Here is a 19542-nt window from a genome sequence, read left to right on the forward strand (position 1 = left end):
TCCTACTTGTCCAGCTGGTCTTCAATGAGACTCACCGAAACCAGCGCAGAGACGCCCTTCTCCTGCATCGTGATCCCGTAGAGGCGATCGGCCGCCACCATGGTGCCGCGCCGGTGCGTGATCACGATAAACTGTGTGTTCTTTGCGAGCTTTTTTAAATACTGCGCGTAGCGATCCACATTCGAGTCGTCGAGGGCCGCCTCAATCTCATCGAGGAGCGCAAACGGCGAGGGCTTTAAGTTCTGAATCGCAAAGAGCAGCGCAATCGCCGTGAGCGCCTTCTCGCCGCCCGACAGTTGCATCATGTTCTGCAACTTCTTGCCCGGCGGCTCCGCGATAATCGCGATGCCGGCCTCGAGTAAATCGACGCCCTCTTCGAGCCTGAGTTCTCCCTTGCCGCCGCCGAAGAGCTCGCGAAACACCTGATTAAAGGCGCGCTGAATGCTGCGAAAACCCTCGGCAAAGCGCTTCCGCATACCGATATCCAGCTCTTCAATGACTTTCCGGAGCGCGTCCTCGGCGCGCTGCAAATCCTCGCACTGCGCGCTGAGGAAGTTGTGGCGCTCCGAGACCTCCTTGTAGTCCTCGATTGCGTTCACATTGACATTGCCGAGCGCGCGCATCGCATCTTTCTTCTCGCGTATCGTGCGGCGCGTCTCCTGCATGTCGCCGAAAGACGGATCTCTGTACTGTCTCGCGCCCTCTTCGGTCAAGTTGTACTCGCTGAGAATATAGGCGCACTGCGCATCCCGCTGCTCGGTCTCTTTGTCCCGCTGTGCATTCACGCGGAACAAGTCTTTTTCGAGCTCGGTGCGCCGCGCCGTGATTTCATCCCGCTTCGCAAAGCGTTTTTTCTGCTCGCCGCTGTGATTGCTCTTTTCGGTCTCAAGCGCTTCCAGTTCGCCCTCCAAAGTCTTAAGCGCGGCTTCGAGACCGGTCAGTGCCTTCTCTTCTTCGGCGGCGCTTCGCTGTTTCTCGACCGCCGCCTGTCTCGCGGCCTCGCTCTCCCGCTCGAGCGCTTCGACTTCGGCAGCGTAGCGCGCAACCTCGTCGTCGACACGGCGCAGATTCTCGCGGAGATGCCGCTGCTGCTCGCCGGCGAGACTCGCCGCGACCGCGGTCTCCGACTGCTGCGTGAGCACGGCACTGTAGGCCTTCCGCTTTTCGTCGAGGAGATCCTGCAACTTCCGAATCTCTGCCTCCGCATCGCGCTGCTTCTCCTCAAGACCCTGCAAATCGCCCTGCAGGCCGCCCCGGTTCATGGCAAGTGCCTCGAGACTGCTTGTGATTTCGCGCCGCTCGGTGCCAAGCTCGCGGAGCTGCACTTCGAGTTCCTCTTTCTTTTCGCGGAGTGTCTGTCTCGAGAGCTCTGCCCGGTTTAAGCTGAGTGATACCTCATGCTCCCGCTCGCTGAGCGCCTGCAACGCTTCCGTCGCGATGCGAAGTGTCTCGCGGAGCTCTTTTAACTCCTTCTCCTCGGCCTCGTTCCGGCTTACCAACTTCTCCTGCGCCTGCCGCAACTCTTCGATTTCACGGCGGCGGCTCAGAAGATTCGAGTTGTTCCGGAAGGTACCGCCCGTCATGGAACCGCCCGGATTCAGCTGATCGCCCTCCAGCGTCACCAGGCGGTAACTCTGGCGATACTTTTTCGAGATTGCAATCGCGTGATCAATCGTGTCGACCACAATGTCCCTGCCGATTAAGTTCTCGATCACAACCCGGTAGCGCTCATCGGTCCGCACAAGATTTGCCGCAATGCCGAGCACGCCGGGCTCTTTGAGGACCGCACCCGGGTCAAAGGGCCGCGGGTGCTGGGCGCTCTGCGGCAGGAAGGTCGCGCGGCCGTAGCGATTTTTCTTCAGAAATTCAATGAGCTGCTTTGCCGTCTCCTCGGTGTCAACGACAATGTTCTGCATTCTTCCGCCGAGTGCAATCTCAATCGCCTGCTCATAGCGCTTGTCGACCGAAATGAGATCCGCGACCACGCCGAAAATACCGCGCACACGGTCCCGGACAGCCATGACGCGCTGTACGCTCTGTCCGAAGCCCTCATAGCGCTCCATAATGTTCTGCAAAGTCTCGAGACGCGCGGCATTCGACTGGTATGCCTTCTGCGTCTCACGGAGCAGGGCGAGCAGCGCGCTCTCCGCTTTCTTACTCTCCGCAATCTTCTCGTTTCGTAGCGCCCTCTCCGATGCCGCCGCCGCTCTCTCATCCTCCAGCGCCTTTGTCTCGGTCTCGGCGCGCTGCAGCGCGCTCTCGATGCCGTCAAAATCAGTCTTCAACTGGAGCAGGCGCTGTGCGCTCTTCGAGGCACGGATATTCGCTTCCTGCATCATCGCCTCATAGCGCGCGCCGCGGGAACTCATGTCCGCGCGCTCGTTAATCAGCGAAATGACCGCATCTTTTTTAGACTGTAACTCCTCTTCGAGCGCCTTGACGGCAGCATCCGCCGCCGCTCTTTCTTGCTCTGCCGAAGCTGCGCGGGCAGTCGCCGCCTCGGCCGCCGCCGCCGCTTCCGCCTGTTGTGTACTGAGCGCGGCCCTCTCCTCTTCCCGGCGACGGCGTTCTTCCTCGCTCCGCGCCCGCCGCACGGCAATCTCTTCGACCTTCGCCTGCTCGGCCTTTGCCTGCTCGTGTAACACGGCAATGCGGCCCTCCGCGGCACCGCGCCCGGTTCTCAGTTCCTCGATTTCTCTCCGTTTTCCGGCAATCGCGCTGTCCAGTTCTTCGAGCAGTCGGTCGAGAGACTCATACTGCCGCTTCAAGGCCTCTTCTTCGCCGACCGCCCGATCCACTTCGTCCCGCAGAATAGCCGCCCGCTTCTCGATTTCGGCGAGCACCTTCCGCGACGCGTCGCTCTGGAGGAGGAATAAGTTCAGGTCGAGCGCTTTCACCTCATCCCGGAGTTTTAAATACTTCTCTGCGGTCTCCGACTGCTTGCGGAGCGGTTCCACCTGTTTCGAGAGTTCCTGCAGGATATCGGAGACACGCACCAGATTGTCGTGCTCCGTCTGGAGTTTCTTCTCTGCAGCCGCCTTCCGCTTCCTAAATTTCGTGATGCCCGCCGCCTCGTCAAAGAGCTCGCGCCGCTCTTCGGGTCTGCCGGACAGAATCTTCTCGACCTGGCCCTGGCCTATGATCGAATACCCTTCCTGCCCGATACCGGTGTCCATAAAGAGCTCGTTGACATCTTTCAACCGGCAGGGGCTGCCGTTTAAACGGTATTCGCTCTCGCCCGAGCGGTACAGCCGCCTGGACACCGTGACCTCGTCGTAGTCAAGAGACAGTGCGCGGTCGGCATTGTCCAGCGTAATCGCGACATAGGCAAAGCCCTGCGGTTTCCGGTTCGCCGTGCCCGCAAAGATGACATCTTGCATATTCCCGCCGCGAAGACTCTTTGCGCTCTGTTCGCCGAGCACCCAGCGCACCGCGTCGCCGACATTCGACTTGCCGGAGCCGTTCGGCCCCACAATTCCGGTCACGCCGTGCTGGAACGAGAAGCAGATTTTGTTTGCGAATGACTTAAAGCCCTGTACTTCTATGCTCTTTAAGTACATGTGCCGCCCTCCGCAATGCCGAGCGCAAGGAGCGCCGCATAGGCTGCCCGCTGCTCCGCTTCCTTCTTACTGCTGCCTTCCCCCTCGGCAAGCGGCACGCCGTCCCGGAGCGCTGCGACCGTAAAGCGCTTCAGATGCTCCGGCCCCTCTTCGCCGCGCAGTTCGTACGAGAGCACGGCGTCCTTGTCCTTCTGAATCTCCTCCTGGAGTATAGTCTTTGCGTCGTAAAAATAGCGCTTGCCCTCAATGTCATTCAGGATAAAGCGGTCAATGTAAGCGTGCGCCGGTGTGAGACCGCCGTCCAGATAGATGGCACCGATCACCGCCTCCATCGCATCGCTCACGATGCTCGGGCGCAGCCTGCCGCCGGTCATCTCCTCGCCTCTTCCGAGCAGCAGATAGGGCGGAAGCGGAATCTGCTCCGCGCAATAGGCGAGTGCCGGCTCGCAGACAAAGCTCGCGCGCAGTTTCGTGAGCTCGCCCTCGCTGAGTTTCGGTTTTTCCCGGTAAAAGAAATCGGAGCTCACGAGCTCCAGCACGGCGTCTCCCAGAAATTCCAGTCTCTCGTTGGAACCCAGATGACCGCTGTGCGCCTCATTCGCAAATGAGGTGTGTGTGAGTGCCAGGACCAACAGTGACTGGTCCCGGAACGTATAGCCAATCTTTCCCTCCAACTCCTCAATGGTCTCGGAATTCAAAGCCTTCTCCTCTCATCGCCCGGCAGGGAGCGCGCGAATGGCGCGCTCCGCAGACTCGACAGACTGAATCTTGTCGAGCGCTTCGGGCGGAAAATGCAGGTCAAAGAATGTTTCGAGTGCGAGCACAATGCGGTAGCGCTCCAGGGAGTCCGCGAAATAGACTTCCGTAAAGCTCGCGCCGTCATCGAGCTCTGTGAGCGGGAGTTCCAGTATCTCCGCGACAATGCGCCGAATCTCATCCCTCTCTGACATTCACTGCCTCCGCAATACTCTGTAATACATTCTGGCGTTCAAACGTCTCGCACTGCAGCACAGCGTTGCAGACCTCCGCCGCCTTTGCGTTGCCGTGCACCTTAACCACGAGGCCGCGGAGTCCCAGCATCGGTGCGCCGCCATAGCGAGAGGCGTCAAAGCTCTGCAGCGCCTCTTTCAGCGCCGGCTTGAGTAGCGCCGCACCGATTTTACTCCGCAGATTCGACATGGCAGCCCGCTTGATGATGTGCTGGAAGGTAGATGCGGTTCCCTCGATGGCCTTTAGCACCATGTTTCCGGTAAAGGCCTCCGCGACGCAGACATCCGCCTGCCCGTGCAGCACTTCGCGCGCCTCGATGCTGCCGATAAAGTTAATTCCGGGCGCCGCTTTGAGGAGCGGATACGTCTCCTTGACGAGCGCATTGCCCTTCTCTTCCTCGACTCCCACATTCAGGATTGCGACGCGGGGCTTTTCAATGCCGAGCGCCTTCTCCATGTAAAGTGAGCCCATCTCGGCAAACTGCACGAGATGCGCCGCCTTCGCGTCCACATTCGCCCCGGAATCGAGGAGCAGCGTCACGCCGCCGTCCTCGGTCGGAATGAGGGGCGCAAACGGCGCGCGCTCCACGCCCGGCAATCTGCCGACCAGCACCTGTCCGCCGACTAGGATTGCACCGGAATTGCCGGCCGAGACAAACGCATCCGCTCTCTCCTCGCGAATCAGCTTCATGCCGACCACGAGAGAGGAATCCTTCTTTTTTCGCACCGAAACAACCGGGACATCGCCCGTCTCAATCACTTCCGATGCCGGTACAATCTCGAGGCGCTCTGCCGGGTAGCTCTGTCCCGCGAGCTGTTGTTCCAAGACCTCCTGCTTTCCGCAAAGCAGAATTTTCACCTCGGCACTCTTATTCAGCGCCTTCAGGCACCCTTTTACAATTTCGCCGGGCGCATTGTCGCCGCCCATTGCGTCCACTGCAACTCTCACCATATGATTTCACCTCTGTGTACCTAATGATAAAGCAAAGCACCCTGCCCCGCAAGTTGTAAAGAAAACCGCCCCGGACTTTCGTCCGGAGCGGTTCATGCATTATTTCGCAGGAAGAAAGGCTCAGTCAGCGACTTTCACGATCTCCTTCTTATTGTACGTCCCGCAGTTCTTGCAGACGCGATGCGGCATCATGAGCTCGCCGCACTTCGGGCACTTGACAAGGTTCATCACGCCCATCTTCCAGTTGGCTCTTCTCTGATCTCTGTGGCCCTTGGAAGATTTATTCTTCGGACAAATCGACATCCTGAAACACCTCCTCACCTCGTAGCGTTAACGGTTGAAAACCGCAATCATCCATTTCTGGCATAACAGGTTTAGTGTAATATACAACATCTATCCTGTCAAGCTGTTTATGACACTTATGCGAGCGCTGCCGTCACAATCGCCATCGAATAGACCTCGAGCGCGTTGCAGCCTCTCGAGAGGTCGTTGATCGGCGCGTTCAGACCGAGCAGGATCGGGCCGTAAGCGTCAAAACCGCCGAGTCTCTGTGCAATCTTGTAGCCGATGTTACCTGCGTTGATGTCCGGGAAAATGAAGGTGTTCGCATAGCCTGCAACCTTGCTGTCCTTTATCTTGGTGCGCGCGACGGTCGGGGAAACCGCTGCGTCGAACTGCATCTCGCCGTCGATTGCCTCGTCCGGGAACACAGCCTTTGCCTTTGCGCAGGCATTTCTCATCTTGTCGACATCCTCACCGGAGCCGGAGCCCACGGTCGAATAGCTGAGGAAAGCGACCTTCGGGTCAATGCCGAAAATCTTTGCGCAGTTCACGGTCTCGCCGCAGATTTCGACGAGCTCGTCCTCGGTCGGCTTGATGTTGATAGCGCAGTCTGCCATCGCGAGCAGCTCGTTGTCACCGGTTGCGCTCGGACGAACCAGGATAAAGCAGGAGGAGACAATCTTGTTGCCCGGCTTGGTCTTGATGATCTGGAGTGCCGGACGCACCGTGTCTGCGGTCGAGTACGTTGCGCCGCCGAGCAGGCAGTCGCCAATGCCCATCTTGATCAGCATGGTGCCGAAATAGTTTGCGCCGGAGAGAATCTTCTTGGCCTGCTCCGGGGTCACGCCCTTCGACTTTCTGATCTCGCAGAACTTCTCAACCATCTCGTCGAAGCGGTCAAAGTTCTCCGGGTCGACAATCTGTGCGCCGCGGATGTTGTAGCCCGCGTCCTCTGCCGCTGCCTCAATGGCATCCGGGTTACCGACCAGAATCGGCTTTAAGAAATTACTTGCCAGGAGGCGGGATGCCGCCTCGAGAATACGCGGATCCGTGCCCTCTGTAAACACGATGGTCTTCGGGTTCGCCTTGAGCTTGTTAATCATAGTGCCGAATGTATACATAAGGTCTTCCTTTCTCCCGTTCCGGGATGAACCTTGCCGGGGCGCACTGCCCGTCTGTTTTATTTGGTCAGCTTCAGCGTATCTCTTGCGATTGCGAGCTCCTCGTTGGTCGGCAGGAGGTACACCTGCACCTTCGAGTCGTCGGTCGAAATCAGGCGCTCTTCGCCGCGGACATTGTTTCTCTCATCGTCAATCTTGACACCGAGATAGCCGAGGTAAGCGCAGATATTCTTTCTCATGAACTTGTCGTTCTCGCCAACACCTGCCGTGAAGGCAATCGCATCGACGCCGTTCATCGCCGCGACATAAGCGCCGATGTACTTCGCGACGCGAAGGGTGTACGCCTCGAGCGCGACCTTCGCAAGGTGGTTGCCGCCGTTTGCCGCATCGTCAATATCGCGGAAGTCGGAGGAAATGCCGTTGCTTAAGCCGAGGACGCCGGACTTCTTGTTCAGGACATCGGTCATCTCTTCGACCGTGAGCTTCTCGTGCTCGCAGATAAACTGAATGATTGCGGGGTCAATGTCGCCCGAGCGGGTGCCCATGATGAGACCCTCGAGCGGGGTGAGACCCATCGAAGTGTCGACGCACTTGCCGCCGATCGAAGCCGAGACCGAAGCGCCGTTGCCGAGGTGGCACACGACGACCTTTGCGTTCTTCGGATCGAGACCGCCCTTCCGGATTACCTCACCCGCGACAAAGTTGTGGCTGGTGCCGTGGAAGCCGTAGCGGCGCACCTTGTACTTCTCGTAGTACTCGTAGGGCAGTGCGTAGAGATAAGCCTTCTCCGGCATGCTCATGCCGAAAGCCGTATCGAACACAGCGACATTCGGCTTGCCGGGCATAGCCGCCTCGCAGGCCTCGATGCCCATGAGGTTTGCCGGATTGTGAAGGGGAGCCAGGTCAAAGCAGTCCGCGATTGCCTTCTTCACGTCCTCATTGACCAGCACAGACTCGTTGTAATATGTTCCGCCGTGAACCACGCGATGGCCGATTGCCGAAATCTCATCCGTGCTCTTGATGACACCGTGGGAAGGATCTACCAGCGCCTGCATGACGAGCTCAATTGCCTCCTTGTGGCTCGGCATAGCTGCCTCGACCTTATACTTTTCGCCGCCCGCCGGTGTGTGGGTCAGCAGAGAGCCGTCAATGCCGATTCTCTCGCAGAGTCCCTTCGCAAGCACGCTCTCGTTCTCCATATCAATGAGCTGATACTTTAACGAAGAGCTGCCGCAGTTCATGACAAGAATTTTCATTGTGTGTTTCCCCCTTCAACTTTATATTAGTCACAATCTCTGTTATTATAGACCAATGAATAAACGAGTGACAAGACGGAAGGCTGTTTTTTTCAAAATACAGGAGAGACTATGATTAATCTTGCGCAGGTTGTCGGGATTATTGCTGAATATCATCCGTTTCACAACGGGCATCTCTACCAGATGCGAAATGCGCGCGCGCTGACCGGCGCCTCCTACTGCGTGGTTTTCCTGAGCAGTTACTTTGTGCAGCGCGGTATGCCCGCGATTTATTCGCCCTTAAAGCGCGCCGAAGCCGCACTCCGCGCGGGTGCCGACGCGGTCTTTGAAATTCCGACACCGTTCAGCTCCTCCTCGGCCCGCGACTACGCGGCCTACGGCGTGAGCCTGCTCGCGGGACTCGGCATCCCGAATCTCTGCTGCGGCACGGAAGATGTCTCGACCGAAGAGCTCTCGATGCTCCTCGATGTCATTGACGAGAACTCCGAGGCCTTTCAGCACAGTCTCCGCGAGGGCTTAAAGACCGGGCTCTCCTACGCCGAGGCGAGAGTCAATGCGATTGCCGCCGATCTCTGCCAGGCAGGTGCGGACAACGCCCTTTTGCTCCGCACGAGAGAGCTGCTCTCGAAGCCGAATAACATCCTCGCCTTTGAATACGCGCGCGCAGCGCGTTCCGAGCGCATTCCGATTCGCCTGACGACCGTCTCCCGAAAGGGGAGCGACTACCATGACCCGATTCTGCAGGGCGATTTCAGTTCCGCGACCGCAATCCGCACCCACATCCTAAACGGCGGCTCCTGGGACGATTTGTCCCGGATGGTGCCGCACAGCGTACGGGAAGTGCTCGCCGAAACGCCCTATCTGAACCCCGACTGCCTCGTGGGCCCGCTCGAGCGGCGCGTTCTGGATCTGCTCTACGAGGGCACGGCGCTCTCCACCTTCTCCGATGTCTCGGACGATCTCGCTGACCGCATTGCCAATACCGGCTTCCGCGAGGACGGCTTTGAGGCCCTTGTGAACAGCTTGAAGACCAGACAGTATGCGCACACCCGCGTGGCGCGCGCGCTGACCCACATCTTCCTCGGCATACGAAAGTCGGATGTGCTCCGCTGGAAGAATGCCGCACGCGAAGAGGCGCTCGCCAAAGACAGCGCGGAAGGAACGGAAAACGCGGTTCCGCCGATCGGCGCCGCTCCCTATGCGCGCCTGCTCGGTTTCCGGCGGGATTCTGAGGAACTGCTCTCAATGTTAAAACAGGCCGCAAGCATCCCGATTGTGAGCCGTCCCGCTGCGGCGGGCTCTCTGCTCCGCTCGCCCGCCGCCCGCGACCTCTTTCAGGCCGAGGTGCATGCCGCCGACCTCTGGAATTCGCTCTATTTCTGGGACAGTGGCATGGCACTGCCGTCCTATCTCCGCCAACAAATCGTCATTGTGTGATAAAGCATAAGCCGTCTTTCGGGCTTATTTGTGGAAAAGAGAGATTTTGTCAAAATTGTCGGAAAACTCCTTTGGCTGTGTTACACTGGTAAAAGGAGGTGGACTATGTATCAACTAAACGATATTGTTGTCTATGAAAGTTCCGGCGTTTGCCGCATTTGCGACATCCAGGAGCTCTCCTTCTCCGAGGATACAGCACCGAATACTTATTACATTCTGGCGCCTCTCTTCTCGCCCGGCGACGTCATTTACACCCCGGTCAACAGCACAAAAACCGTCTTCCGCCCCGTCATCTCGAGAAAAGAAGCGTTGGAGACCATACGCGCGGTGCAGGGAGAAGAGATTGCGAGCTATGAGGGCCTTCGCTCCTCGGAACTGGAATACCGTTACAGGCGCGCCCTGCAGGGCTTTGGCTGGAGCGACTTGCTTCGTCTGTTGCGCGCCATCAACCGGAAAATGCAGCGCGCGCGGCGCGCCGGCAAAAAGGGCAGTGAAGTTGACCGCCGCTTCCAGCGGCGCCTCGATTTTTTGGTGACCGGTGAACTCGCGGTCGCACTGAACCTGCCGTGGGAGAAAGCCAAGGCTCTGCTTGAGCAGGAACTCACGCCCGCCTGAATGACAGTGTTAAAAAAAGACTAGCGGAATAAAACCGCTAGTCTTTTTTCTGTTGCCACGCCATCTCCCAAAACTTGAGTTCATAGCGGGAGCAGTGCAGGAAAATATCCCGGAGGCGCTGCCGCTTTGCGGGCACGGCTGCTTCCGTCACCGCGTTCAGTGCGGCTACGAGCTTCGCATTCTCCGCCGCATAGCTCTCCGAGGCGTATTCCCGCACCCACGCGCCGTAAAAGGGATCGCTGCCCGCTCTCGGATTCTCTGCGAGCATACGCTTTGCAATCAGCTCATAGCTGTAGGCGCAAGACAAAATCGCCGCCAGAATTTCCGCCTCTCCGCCCTCGTAGCCGACGCGGAGCATATACGAGGTATAGGACAGGTTGTCGAGCGCGCGCGGCGTGGTTTTCAGCTCCTCCTCACTCACCGAAAGTTTCTCGAAATACCCGCCGTGCACCGCTCTCTCCCGGTTGATTGCCGCGAGATACTCCGAAAAGAGCAGCGCTGTCGAAAGGCTCTCCGCCTTGGCCGCGCCGAGCGCAAACACTTTCGCGTATTCTTCGAGATAGAGATCGTCCTGAATCAGGTAAAAGCGAAAACGCGCCTTGTCGAGCGTCCCGTCCTGAATGCCGCGAACGAACGGGTGTCGAAAATAAGCTTCCCAGATTTCGGCTGACACAGCGAGCAAATCCTCTGCGGTATTCACTTTGTCTTCTCCTTTTCTTCCAGATAGTTCAGTAACAGCGGGCGGTTCAGGCGGTTCACTCCGACCGGCGGAATCTCGGCGCCTGTCGGCTCTTTTACGCGCTGCAGCAGCGTACCCGCCGGGAGCACGGGGCTGCCCGCTTGCCGGGCGGCAAACAGAACGCCGCTCTCTTCGTCTCCCCCCTCCGGGAGTGTAAGTCTTTGCACGATAAGCCCCTCGCTCTCCATCGTCAGCGCAAGACAGCGATAGGCTGCCGGAAACGCGTTCGGCGACACGGTCTCGACCGCGAGTGTGCCGCCTTCGTTCAGGTGATTCGCGCACATGCGGTAAAACAGATTCGTATAGGCGCGGTTTTCGGCCTCCGTCTTCGGCGCAGCCAGTGCGACCAGAATAAAATCATAGTGCTTTTCTCGCGTTGCGAGAAAGCGGAACGGATCCTCGGTATAGCGGTGCAGACGCGCGCTCACCGTCCATACGAACTGCTTCTCCGGGGTTACGAAGTCCACATCCTTTGCGGCGCGGTTTCTGAGCAACTCCTCCGCAGCTGCGGCGTCTCCCAGCACGAGCACATGCTCATACGAGGCTGCCGCCGTCGCAATCGGACGATAGTGCGCCGCCCGGCGGGTCCTCACAAAGCCGCAGGCCGCCAGCATCAGACAGAGTAGGACAGCGGCGGCATACAGAGCTGTCCTGCGCGCTCTCCTCCTCCTTTCCATCAGTTTTTGAAGGAGTGGATGGGCGCCGGAATTCGGCCCTCGCGCTTCACAAAGTCCGCGCAGCTGTAGGGGTTCACCGCAATCACGGGCGCACGGCCGAGGAGACCGCCGAATTCCACCTCGTCGCCGACCTTCTTGCCCGCTGCGGGAATCAGGCGCACCGCCGTTGTCTTCTGGTTAATCATGCCGATTGCCGCTTCATCCGCAATGATGCCGGAAATCGTCTCGGCCGAGGTGTCCCCCGGAACCGCAATCATGTCGAGCCCCACGGAGCAGACACAGGTCATGGCCTCGAGCTTTTCGAGCGTCAGAGCGCCGCGCTCCGCCGCCCGTATCATGCCCTGATCCTCGCTGACCGGGATAAATGCGCCCGAGAGGCCGCCCACATAGGACGAAGCCATGACGCCGCCCTTTTTCACCTGATCGTTTAAGAGAGCGAGCGCTGCTGTCGTGCCGGGCGCGCCGACCGACTCGAGCCCCATGCCCTCGAGAATATCCGCGACCGAGTCGCCTGCCGCCGGGGTCGGCGCGAGCGAGAGGTCAATGATGCCGAACGGCGTGTCGAGTCGACGGCTCGCCTCCTTTGCGACAAGCTGCCCGACGCGCGTAATCTTGAATGCGGTTTTCTTGATGGTCTCGCAGAGCACCTCAAAGCTCTGTCCCTTGGTCTCTTGCACCGCTGCGCGCACCACGCCCGGCCCCGAGACGCCGACATGAATCACGGCATCGCCCTCGGTCACACCGTGGAAGGCTCCCGCCATAAACGGGTTGTCATCCGGCGCATTGCAGAAAATCACAAGCTTCGCACAGCCGAGAGAACCGTTATCCGCGGTTCTCTCCGCGGTCTCCTTGACCACCTGTCCCATGCGGCGCACGGCATCCATGTTAAGTCCCGTCCGCGTGGAGCCGACATTCACCGAACTGCAGACGCGCTCCGTCCGCGCGAGTGCCTCCGGAATCGAGTCAATCAGCAGGCGCTCGGCATCCGTCATTCCCTTTGCGACCAGCGCCGAGTAGCCGCCGATAAAGTTGACGCCGATTTCCTTTGCCGCGCGGTCTAAAGTCTCCGCAATCTCGACAAAGTCCTCGGTTGTCCGGCAGGCCGCGCCGCCGACCAAGGCGATCGGCGTCACCGAAACGCGCTTGTTAACAATCGGAATACCGAATTCCCGCGAAATTGCCTCACCGGTCTCGACCAGCTTGCCCGCGCGCCGGAGAATGCAGTCGTAAATGTTCCGCTTCAGCACTTCTTTGTCGCTGTCAATGCAGGGCAACAGAGATATGCCCATGGTGATAGTACGCACATCGAGCAGATCCCGCTCTATCATGGTATTGGTCTCAAGGACCTCCCATCCGTTCAGCATAACGACCTCCCTCAGACGCGGTGCATGGCCGCGAAGATCTCCTCGCGCTGCACATGAATCCGAAGTCCCATCTCTTCGCCGATTCGGTTCATCTCAGACGTCAAGTCCTCCAGGCTCTCATCGGCTGTCGAAATATCAACGATCATCATCATATGAAACAGATCCCGCACGATGGTCTGGTTGATGTCCAACACATTGATATGTTCCGCCGCGAGATGCGTGCAGATTTTTGCGATGATTCCGACCGTATCCTTGCCGAGAACGGTGATGATAACCTTGTTCATTCCATAAATCCTTTCTGTTGCAAAATGCGCAACAAATCAAAACTCATAGATGTCGGAGCAACAATCCCGTGCCGCAACCGCGAGCGGCAACTCGGCCGCCTCGCCGCGACCGCGAAGGAGACTCAATTCACAGCGCACTGTCTCATACGCAAGTTCCGGCAAATTATTCTCCTTGCTGAGATGTCCGAGCAACACTTGCTTAAGTCCCCCGTGGCAAAGCGCGGCGAGCAGTCTTCCGGCGCTCTCGTTGGAGAGATGTCCGCAATCCCCGAGGATGCGGCGCTTCAGCGGGTAGGGATAGGGTCCTGCCTCGAGCATGCGCACATCGTGGTTGCTCTCGAGCAGCAGCGCGTCGAGATCTCGAAGCGCTGCTTCCAGTTCCGGCGTCGCATGGCCGAGGTCCGTCAAAAACGCCGCGCTCTTGCCGCCGTTGGTCACCCGATAGCCGACCGGCTCCGCGGCGTCATGGTCAATCGGGAGCGGCAACACGGTCAAATCCCCGAGCGAAAAAGCCTCTCCGCCCCGAATCACATGAATCCGTTCCGCCGGGTAGTCGTCCAGCATCCCCTTCTTTTTGATCGCTGCCAGTGTGCCCGCGGTCGCATAGAGCGGCACCGGATCCTTTTTGAGTAAAACCTTCAAACCGGTCACATGGTCCGCGTGTTCGTGCGTGAGAAGCACACCTGCCAAATCCGCGGGCTTCAGGTCCGCGACCTCAAGTCCCTGAACAATGCGCCGTCGGCTGATGCCGGCATCGATCAGAAGATGCGTGCGCTCGCTGCCGAGATAGCCGGCATTGCCGCTGCTCCCGCTCGCTATGGTCATAAGTCTCATCGGAGCTCCTTTCCGGCGAGACGCGCGTCAATGCGGCGGTAAAGACTTGCCTCGTCCGCATCGTTTGCAAGCGTCCAGTCCGCCATGTCGGCATAGGCAGCATCGCTCGGCTGTTTCTCCATAATTTCCGCCGCGCGCTCTCTCGTGTAGCCCCGGGAAGCCATAAGGCGCTGTATCCGCAACTCGCGCGGCGTAAAGACATACCAGATTTCATTGTAAATATGATTGCGCTCCCTCGCAGGCAGCGCGGTTTCCACGACCAGAAAATGTTCTTTTTTGCTTTGCGCAAGCGCCTCCACGCGGTCATAGACCAGGGGGTGCACGGTTTCATCGAGCGAAGAAAGCAGAGACGGCTCCCGGTAGAGGCAATCCGCCATCGCGCTTCGATTCAGTTGCCCGTCCTCGGCAAGTATCTTCTCGCCCATGAGTTCCAGCGCGCGGAGATAGCCCGGCTGTCCCGGCTCGTAGAGTTCATGCGCCAGCTCATCCATGCCGACAATACACGCGCCGTAGTTCTCCCGCAGATAGGCGAGCACAAGGCTCTTTCCCGAGCCGACGCCGCCGCAGACTTCGAGCACCATCAGTGCGCCTCCAGCCAGGATGCGCCGATGTGCGCATCGACCTCGAGCAGCACGCGGAGCTCTGCGGCATGCCGCATGGTCTCTTTCAGGAGTTCCAGGACGCGGGGCGCCTCGGCCTCCGCCGCTTCCACCAGAAGTTCGTCGTGAATCTGGAGCACAATCTTTGCGTCGAGTTTTTCCGCTGCGAGCGCGCGCCGCACCTTGACCATCGCAATCTTCATGATATCGGCTGCGGTACCCTGAATCGGCGCATTCATCGCGACGCGCTCGCCAAACGAGCGCTGCATAAAGTTTGAGCTCTTCAGTTCCGGCACAGGGCGTATTCTGCCGAACAGGGTTCGCGTAAAGCCGTATTCCTTCGCTTCTTTGATCTGGCGGTCCAGGAAGTGCTTTACCTTCGGATAGGTCGCGAAGTAGCGGTTGATGTACTCCTTCGCCTCGTTTCTCGAGATGCTTAAGTCCTCCGAGAGGCCGAAGGCCGAGATACCGTAGACCACGCCGAAGTTCACGGCCTTCGCGTTTCGCCGCTGCAAGGGCGTGACTTCTGAGAGCGGCACATGGAAGACCTGCGACGCCGTGACCGCGTGGACATCCACCGCGTCGCGGTAAGCCGCAATCAGATTCTCGTCGCCGGAGAGCGCCGCGAGGATGCGAAGCTCAATCTGCGAGTAGTCGGCATCCACAAAGACCTTGCCGGGCGAGGGCACAAAGACCGCGCGCACGCGACTGCCCATCTCTGTCCGGATCGGAATATTCTGGAGATTCGGATTCGCGGACGAGATGCGCCCCGTCGCCGTGATGGTCTGGTGAAAGGTGCCGTGAATTCTGCCGTCAGTCCGAATAAAGCCCGCGAGCCCGATTGCATAGGTCGAATTCAGCTTGGTCAGCATGCGGTAGCGGAGTATTTTTTTGACGACCGGATACTCGGACGCAAGCTTCTCCAGAATGTCGGCCGCGGTCGAATAGCCGCTCTTGGTCTTTTTGCCGTAGGGAAGTTTCATCTTCTCGAATAAAATTTCCCCGAGCTGCTTCGGTGAATTCAGGTTAAAGTTCTCGCCGGTCTCCTCAAAAATTTCGGTCTCAATCCGGTGAATTTCGGTCTCAAGTTCTTCTGAGAAGGCCTTCAATTTTTCGGCATCCACCCTGACACCGGTCTCTTCCATCTCGGCAAGCATGAAAATGAGCGGACGCTCAACGGTCTCATACAGCGCTTCCATGCCGAGCTCTTTCACCTTGTCGCAAAGCGGCTGCCGCGCCGCAAAGGCGACATAGCCCGCATAGGCGGCAGCGGCGACCGCATCCTCTTTGGCACTCGGCAGGAGAAGGGACAGGTAGTCCCGCGCAAGATCCTCACTCTGATAGCTCTCTTTGAGCGGATTCACGAGATAGGCGAGCACACCGAGGTCATCGACGTTCTCGCGCTCCGCCGTGCCGACCTCTTTGACGAGCTCCTTCAGAGCGAGCGCCGAGACCCGCTTTGCCTGCTGAAACAAGGCTTTCAGAAAGTCTTGTTCCGCGGTCCCGGAGAGTACCAGACCCTCGCCGGTTCCGGCGAGCGCCTTCATTTTTTCGCGCTCGGCTTCCTCCGGTTCGCGCCGATAAAAAAGCACTGCTTCCTCCGCGCGGAAGCAAAGAGAACTCAGGAGAGCGTCCCGCGCAATTCCCGTTTCCGGTGCCTCCGCCGCCTGCCGCAGCACTTCCTCAAGCTCTGCCGCACTCTGCAGGAGTCGAAGTTTCGGCTTTTGCTGCGCGCGCATATTCTCCCGCTGTACCTCGCTCCCGAAATGCTTTAAGAGCGAGCGGAATTCAAGCCGCTGAATCTGCTCGTAGGCAGCCGCCGTATAGATTTCACCGAGTTTCAGCGCGGAGAGATCCAACGCAAGCGGAGCGTCGAGGCAGATGGTCGCAAGCCACTTGGAAAAGACAGCGTCCTCGAAATGCTCTTCGAGCGCTTTTTTTGCGCGCGGCGGCTTCACTTCGTCCAGATGTTCTTTCAGATTTTCAATCGAATGAAAGCTCTGAATCAGCGCGGTCGCCGTCTTCTCACCGATTGAGGGTACGCCCGGGATGTTGTCGGAGGTATCGCCCATCAGTGCCTTGACATCAATGAATTCCTCCGGCGTGACCCCGTAGGTCTCCCTGACCGCCTCCGGCGTGAAATCGAGGATCTCGGTCTTGCCGCGGCTGGTCTTCGGCAGTCGAATCAGAATGTGACGATCCGCGAGCTGCAGAAGATCCCGATCACCGGACACAACCGTGACCGCATACCCCTCTTTCTGGCAGCGTTTCGCAAGGGTTCCGATCACATCATCCGCCTCAAAGCCCTCAAGCGAGACAGTCTGAATGTGCATGGCGCCAAGGAGCTCTTTTAGGAGCGGCACCTGTTCCCGCAGTTCTTCCGGCATCGGCTTCCGGGTTCCCTTGTACGCCGCATAGCGCTCGTGGCGGAAGGTCGGCGCAGGCAGGTCAAACGCGACCGCGAGATAGTCCGCCTGCTCTTCCTCCAGAAGTTTTAACAGGATATTTAAAAATCCATAGACCGCATTCGTGTGCAGGCCTGCCGAATTTGTGAGCTCCGGCACGCCGTAAAACGCGCGATTCAGAATGCTGTGGCCGTCAATCAATACAACTTTCTTTTGTGCTTCCAATCCGTTTTCTCCTCTTTCAGCCCGCATGCCAGTATAAAATGCGGAGCAATAAAAGTCCTGCGACTGTGACGCCGGCACTGGTCAGCGCATCCATCACATAGCGCAGGATTTTTCGAAGGCGCGCGCGGCGAAGTCGCTGAAATTCGTAGCGCAACTCCCGATTCATGGCTCTCGTCCCGTCGAAGTCGTCGCTGTCCGTGTCGAGAACGCGCAGCCCCTCCAGCAGGAAAAAATTCGTCTCGAGCTCCCGGCGACAGACACTGCAACAACGGATGTGCTCTAAAAAGTCAGCGGTCTCTTCCTCTGTGAGCTCCCGCTGTATAAAACGTGACATCTGCCGTTCCGCTTCTCTGCAGTCCATTCCGCCTCCTCTCTTTGCAGCAATTTTAGCACACTCCCCTGCAAAAAGGGCAGTAAAACAGAAAGAGAACGGAGTTTCCGCCCCATTCTCTCTCCGCTCTCTCCTGAACTTCCCTCTTTACTTGGTCACCATGTCATACTTCATCACGACCACATTGCCCATGTCCTGCGGCACCGAAATCGAGAAGTAAATCTCGCCGTCCTTCACATAGCTGAAGCTCTCCGGCCACTGAAGCTTGCCGTTTTCGCCCTTTTTCAGCGGAAAATCCGACGCCGCCAACTTCTCTTCGAGCGACTTCTGCAACGCCTCCTTGCCCGTCGATTGCACCCAGGCCTTGTAGGCATTGACCTCACTCTCACCCGCGTTGTCAAGCTCGAACGCATCACCGAGCGCATAATTCACCATGCTGTCGGCATCCACCGCGTCGCGTAGGCCGAGATCTTTCAAGGTCTTCACCGCGACCGTATTGGTATAGAAGAGCTTGACCGGCGCCGTGTCGCCGCTCCGCTGCATCTCACCGCGGTACACGACCACAACGCGGTCCGCATCCGCCGAGACAACCTCTGCCGTCACCGTGAGCTTATCCTTTGCCGCGTCGGTGAGCAGTGCCTCAATCGGCGAGAGCGCGTTCTCCTTTAAGTGCGCATTCAGCTTCTCCTGCTGCGCGCTGTCCGTGAGGCCGTTGACCACCGGATAGCCGATCGAAACATTGTCCTTCTGATAGGTTTCGACCTTTGCGGAAATCAATGCGCGCTTTTCGGTCGCCGCCGCACTGTTGCCCGCCGCCGCGGTACTGCTCTCTGCGCTGCCGGAGGTCGCCGCGACGCTCGCCGCTGTCTCGGCCGCGCGATTTTCCGCCGAAGTCTCCACAACCTTGGAACCGCTCTTCTTGCCGCAGCCGGTCACGGCGAGAGCCGCCGCCAGCGCTGCCGCACAAAAGAGCCCCACTCTTCTGTTTCTCATAGTCCACCTCCGCTGTTCGTTTCCGTGTTACCCGTAAGTATAGGCGGGAAGACGCTTTCCGTCAACCGCGGACCGTCTCTCCGCCGGTTCCGCGCGTCAAAACAAAAACCGGCTGCTCTCCCAATTCAGGGAAAACAACCGGTATTCTCTGCCTGCCGACAGTGGGACTTGAACCCACACGCCCTTGCGAGCAACAGATTTTGAGTCTGCATCGTCTGCCATTCCGACATGTCGGCTTACCGGCAGAGTATAGCATTTCGGGAGAGGCAATTCAAGGGCTTTTTGCTTGCCTTTGAGTATGCAACTAAATATAGTTGCATAGCATGGCGCTCTCGTCTATACTTTCAATGACGGAGGTAAATCCGATGGGACAAAAAGAAAAATTGATTCAACGCCTTAAGTCTAATCCAAAAGACTTTACTTTTGATGAGGCTGAAGCACTACTGAAATACTTTGATTATGTGTGCTCAAATAAAGGCAAAACAAGCGGTTCTCGTATTATTTTTTTCCAACAAGGAACACGGAAGCATCTTGCTTCACAAACCACATCCGGGAAACGAGTTGAAAAGTTATCAGGTGAAACAGCTGATTACACTGCTGACAGAGGAGGGACTGATATGAATAATACCATTCAGTATAAAGGATATGTAGGTAGCGTCGAGTTTTCAGAGGAAGACGGTATCTTTTTCGGTAAAGTCATGGGAATTCGATCTCTTATCTCGTATGAGGGCGAATCTGCCAAGGAACTTTTGAATGATTTTCATGATGCTGTTGATACCTATCTGGAACATTGCAAGGAAGAAGGAAAGAAACCTGAGCTTGCTTTTGATATGTACCCAGAATTCTGGACACATTGACTATCGTTAGGCACCACAACTG

At 58.0% G+C, this 19542-nt stretch carries 19 protein-coding genes and 1 tRNA gene; 3 read left to right on the top strand and 17 right to left on the bottom strand.

Going from position 1 to position 19542, the window contains the following annotated elements:
- Nucleotides 1-2: 2 nt before the first annotated feature.
- The 7 genes from smc to ACO4XG_RS06585 all read right to left on the bottom strand — a co-directional run bounded on the left by smc (nt 3) and on the right by ACO4XG_RS06585 (nt 8160).
- Nucleotides 3-3560 (bottom strand): chromosome segregation protein SMC, encoded by a 3558-nt coding sequence (gene smc, locus ACO4XG_RS06555; protein WP_308508554.1) that lies wholly within the window; start codon nt 3558-3560, stop codon nt 3-5.
- The gene (rnc, locus tag ACO4XG_RS06560) at nt 3551-4258 is read right to left on the bottom strand and encodes a ribonuclease III (protein ID WP_308508555.1); all 708 of its coding nucleotides are present in this window, start codon (nt 4256-4258) and stop codon (nt 3551-3553) included. The genes smc and rnc overlap by 10 nt, the downstream gene beginning before the upstream one ends.
- Before the next feature lie 12 nt (nt 4259-4270).
- Nucleotides 4271-4510, bottom strand: coding sequence for an acyl carrier protein (locus tag ACO4XG_RS06565; RefSeq protein ID WP_009531920.1), 240 nt, complete (start codon nt 4508-4510; stop codon nt 4271-4273).
- The gene (gene plsX / locus ACO4XG_RS06570; RefSeq protein ID WP_308508556.1) at nt 4494-5501 is read right to left on the bottom strand and encodes a phosphate acyltransferase PlsX; all 1008 of its coding nucleotides are present in this window, start codon (nt 5499-5501) and stop codon (nt 4494-4496) included. Before plsX ends, ACO4XG_RS06565 begins: the two co-directional genes overlap by 17 nt.
- A gap of 120 nt (nt 5502-5621) precedes the next feature.
- Nucleotides 5622-5804, bottom strand: a complete 183-nt coding sequence (gene rpmF, locus ACO4XG_RS06575; protein WP_009531918.1) for a 50S ribosomal protein L32 — start codon at nt 5802-5804, stop codon at nt 5622-5624.
- Nucleotides 5805-5920: 116 nt separating this feature from the next.
- A complete protein-coding gene (gene pta / locus ACO4XG_RS06580; RefSeq protein ID WP_308508557.1) occupies nt 5921-6904 on the bottom strand; it encodes a phosphate acetyltransferase in 984 nt (327 codons plus the stop codon).
- Between the two features lie 59 nt (nt 6905-6963).
- Nucleotides 6964-8160, bottom strand: a complete 1197-nt coding sequence (locus tag ACO4XG_RS06585; RefSeq protein WP_308508558.1) for an acetate/propionate family kinase — start codon at nt 8158-8160, stop codon at nt 6964-6966.
- Nucleotides 8161-8271: 111 nt separating this feature from the next.
- Here ACO4XG_RS06585 and ACO4XG_RS06590 point away from each other — a divergent pair, with 111 nt between their 5' ends.
- On the top strand, nt 8272-9597 hold the full coding sequence (locus ACO4XG_RS06590; protein ID WP_308508559.1) for a tRNA(Met) cytidine acetate ligase: 1326 nt from the start codon (nt 8272-8274) through the stop codon (nt 9595-9597).
- Nucleotides 9598-9702: 105 nt separating this feature from the next.
- On the top strand, nt 9703-10212 hold the full coding sequence (locus ACO4XG_RS06595) for a CarD family transcriptional regulator (protein WP_308508560.1): 510 nt from the start codon (nt 9703-9705) through the stop codon (nt 10210-10212).
- 37 nt (nt 10213-10249) lie between these two features.
- Here the strand turns inward: ACO4XG_RS06595 and tenA are convergent, their stop codons facing one another.
- The 10 genes from tenA to ACO4XG_RS06645 form a co-directional block, all read right to left on the bottom strand.
- Nucleotides 10250-10912, bottom strand: a complete 663-nt coding sequence (gene tenA / locus ACO4XG_RS06600) for a thiaminase II (RefSeq protein WP_308508561.1) — start codon at nt 10910-10912, stop codon at nt 10250-10252.
- Entirely contained in the window at nt 10909-11544 is a 636-nt protein-coding gene (locus ACO4XG_RS06605; RefSeq protein ID WP_308508562.1) for a spermine/spermidine synthase domain-containing protein, read from the bottom strand. Before ACO4XG_RS06605 ends, tenA begins: the two co-directional genes overlap by 4 nt.
- Before the next feature lie 83 nt (nt 11545-11627).
- Nucleotides 11628-12992, bottom strand: coding sequence for a PFL family protein (locus ACO4XG_RS06610; protein WP_308508563.1), 1365 nt, complete (start codon nt 12990-12992; stop codon nt 11628-11630).
- A gap of 11 nt (nt 12993-13003) precedes the next feature.
- Entirely contained in the window at nt 13004-13276 is a 273-nt protein-coding gene (locus ACO4XG_RS06615) for an ACT domain-containing protein (RefSeq protein WP_308508564.1), read from the bottom strand.
- A gap of 36 nt (nt 13277-13312) precedes the next feature.
- On the bottom strand, nt 13313-14110 hold the full coding sequence (locus ACO4XG_RS06620) for an MBL fold metallo-hydrolase (RefSeq protein WP_308508565.1): 798 nt from the start codon (nt 14108-14110) through the stop codon (nt 13313-13315).
- Nucleotides 14107-14691 carry a dephospho-CoA kinase gene (gene coaE, locus ACO4XG_RS06625; protein ID WP_308508566.1) on the bottom strand — a complete coding sequence of 195 codons (585 nt, stop codon included), beginning with the start codon at nt 14689-14691 and terminating at the stop codon, nt 14107-14109. The genes ACO4XG_RS06620 and coaE overlap by 4 nt, the downstream gene beginning before the upstream one ends.
- Nucleotides 14691-17339, bottom strand: a complete 2649-nt coding sequence (gene polA, locus ACO4XG_RS06630) for a DNA polymerase I (RefSeq protein ID WP_308508567.1) — start codon at nt 17337-17339, stop codon at nt 14691-14693. Before polA ends, coaE begins: the two co-directional genes overlap by 1 nt.
- Nucleotides 17340-17355: 16 nt before the next feature.
- Nucleotides 17356-17700, bottom strand: a complete 345-nt coding sequence (locus tag ACO4XG_RS06635) for an anti-sigma factor family protein (RefSeq protein ID WP_308508568.1) — start codon at nt 17698-17700, stop codon at nt 17356-17358.
- A gap of 117 nt (nt 17701-17817) precedes the next feature.
- Complete coding sequence (locus tag ACO4XG_RS06640; protein WP_308508569.1) at nt 17818-18663, bottom strand: hypothetical protein; 846 nt, start codon at nt 18661-18663, stop codon at nt 17818-17820.
- 153 nt (nt 18664-18816) lie between these two features.
- Nucleotides 18817-18899: transfer RNA gene (locus tag ACO4XG_RS06645), tRNA-Leu, on the bottom strand.
- A 129-nt stretch (nt 18900-19028) separates the two neighbouring features.
- On the opposite strand from ACO4XG_RS06645, the gene ACO4XG_RS06650 reads away from it, so the two are divergent.
- Entirely contained in the window at nt 19029-19520 is a 492-nt protein-coding gene (locus ACO4XG_RS06650; RefSeq protein ID WP_308508570.1) for a type II toxin-antitoxin system HicB family antitoxin, read from the top strand.
- Nucleotides 19521-19542 lie beyond the last annotated feature (22 nt).

The sequence above is a fragment of the Stomatobaculum sp. genome, assembly GCF_057248925.1.

What these genes read in the sequence shown, in the direction of transcription:
- ACO4XG_RS06635 (WP_308508568.1), bottom strand. Translation starts at nt 17,700, where the DNA reads ATGGACTGCAGAGAAGCGGAACGGCAGATGTCACGTTTTATACAGCGG.
- rpmF (WP_009531918.1), bottom strand. Translation starts at nt 5,804, where the DNA reads ATGTCGATTTGTCCGAAGAATAAATCTTCCAAGGGCCACAGAGATCAG.
- ACO4XG_RS06620 (WP_308508565.1), bottom strand. Translation starts at nt 14,110, where the DNA reads ATGAGACTTATGACCATAGCGAGCGGGAGCAGCGGCAATGCCGGCTAT.
- ACO4XG_RS06590 (WP_308508559.1), top strand. Translation starts at nt 8,272, where the DNA reads ATGATTAATCTTGCGCAGGTTGTCGGGATTATTGCTGAATATCATCCG.
- ACO4XG_RS06640 (WP_308508569.1), bottom strand. Translation starts at nt 18,663, where the DNA reads ATGAGAAACAGAAGAGTGGGGCTCTTTTGTGCGGCAGCGCTGGCGGCG.
- ACO4XG_RS06610 (WP_308508563.1), bottom strand. Translation starts at nt 12,992, where the DNA reads ATGCTGAACGGATGGGAGGTCCTTGAGACCAATACCATGATAGAGCGG.
- plsX (WP_308508556.1), bottom strand. Translation starts at nt 5,501, where the DNA reads ATGGTGAGAGTTGCAGTGGACGCAATGGGCGGCGACAATGCGCCCGGC.
- ACO4XG_RS06615 (WP_308508564.1), bottom strand. Translation starts at nt 13,276, where the DNA reads ATGAACAAGGTTATCATCACCGTTCTCGGCAAGGATACGGTCGGAATC.
- coaE (WP_308508566.1), bottom strand. Translation starts at nt 14,691, where the DNA reads ATGGTGCTCGAAGTCTGCGGCGGCGTCGGCTCGGGAAAGAGCCTTGTG.
- ACO4XG_RS06595 (WP_308508560.1), top strand. Translation starts at nt 9,703, where the DNA reads ATGTATCAACTAAACGATATTGTTGTCTATGAAAGTTCCGGCGTTTGC.
- ACO4XG_RS06565 (WP_009531920.1), bottom strand. Translation starts at nt 4,510, where the DNA reads ATGTCAGAGAGGGATGAGATTCGGCGCATTGTCGCGGAGATACTGGAA.
- ACO4XG_RS06650 (WP_308508570.1), top strand. Translation starts at nt 19,029, where the DNA reads ATGGGACAAAAAGAAAAATTGATTCAACGCCTTAAGTCTAATCCAAAA.
- ACO4XG_RS06585 (WP_308508558.1), bottom strand. Translation starts at nt 8,160, where the DNA reads ATGAAAATTCTTGTCATGAACTGCGGCAGCTCTTCGTTAAAGTATCAG.
- pta (WP_308508557.1), bottom strand. Translation starts at nt 6,904, where the DNA reads ATGTATACATTCGGCACTATGATTAACAAGCTCAAGGCGAACCCGAAG.
- smc (WP_308508554.1), bottom strand. Translation starts at nt 3,560, where the DNA reads ATGTACTTAAAGAGCATAGAAGTACAGGGCTTTAAGTCATTCGCAAAC.